Annotated in this window: 1 protein-coding gene; it reads right to left on the minus strand. The window is 67.5% G+C overall.

Annotated elements, in window-relative coordinates; all coding sequences use genetic code 11:
• A partial coding sequence (locus ACLD7X_RS18820; RefSeq protein WP_411425204.1) for a protein kinase family protein occupies nt 1–369 on the minus strand: 369 nt, incomplete at its 3' end.
• Between the last annotated feature and the right edge of the window lie 96 nt (nt 370–465).

Below are 465 nucleotides of genomic sequence, written 5' to 3' on the forward strand. Positions count from 1 at the left end.
GACGGCACCCGAGCGATGCAGTTTCGCCAGCACCTGCCCCGCGCGCGCCGGAGCACCAGAGCGGCTGCGGAAAGCCTCCGGCGACATGGTGACGGCGCCCGCGATGAAGCGGGTGACCATGATACCCGTGACAGGATCGGCATGCAGGACCTCCGGGCTCACCCCAGCGCGCGCGGCTTCCTGCGCGGCCACGGCTTCGTTGCGGCGGTCGATATATTCCTCCGTGCCAGCTCCTGGCAGCCTGAGGCAGAGATCGCCGGCGCGGTAGACGCGATTGGTGAGGCCGCCCAGCCGGGCGACGGGTTCCTGCGCTGCGAGGCCCGGAATGCCGGACAGAATTCTCGTGACGTCCGCGAGATCCTCGCTCATGCCTTGAGCCTTTCCATTCTGGGATCATAGAGGCAGCGGGGGCCGCGTGTTGCGTCATGGCGCGTGCCGAAGGCCTCGATCACGAAGTGCTTTTGT

The organism is Aphanothece microscopica RSMan92, from assembly GCF_046613545.2.
Lineage (GTDB): Bacteria > Cyanobacteriota > Cyanobacteriia > PCC-6307 > Cyanobiaceae > NIES-981.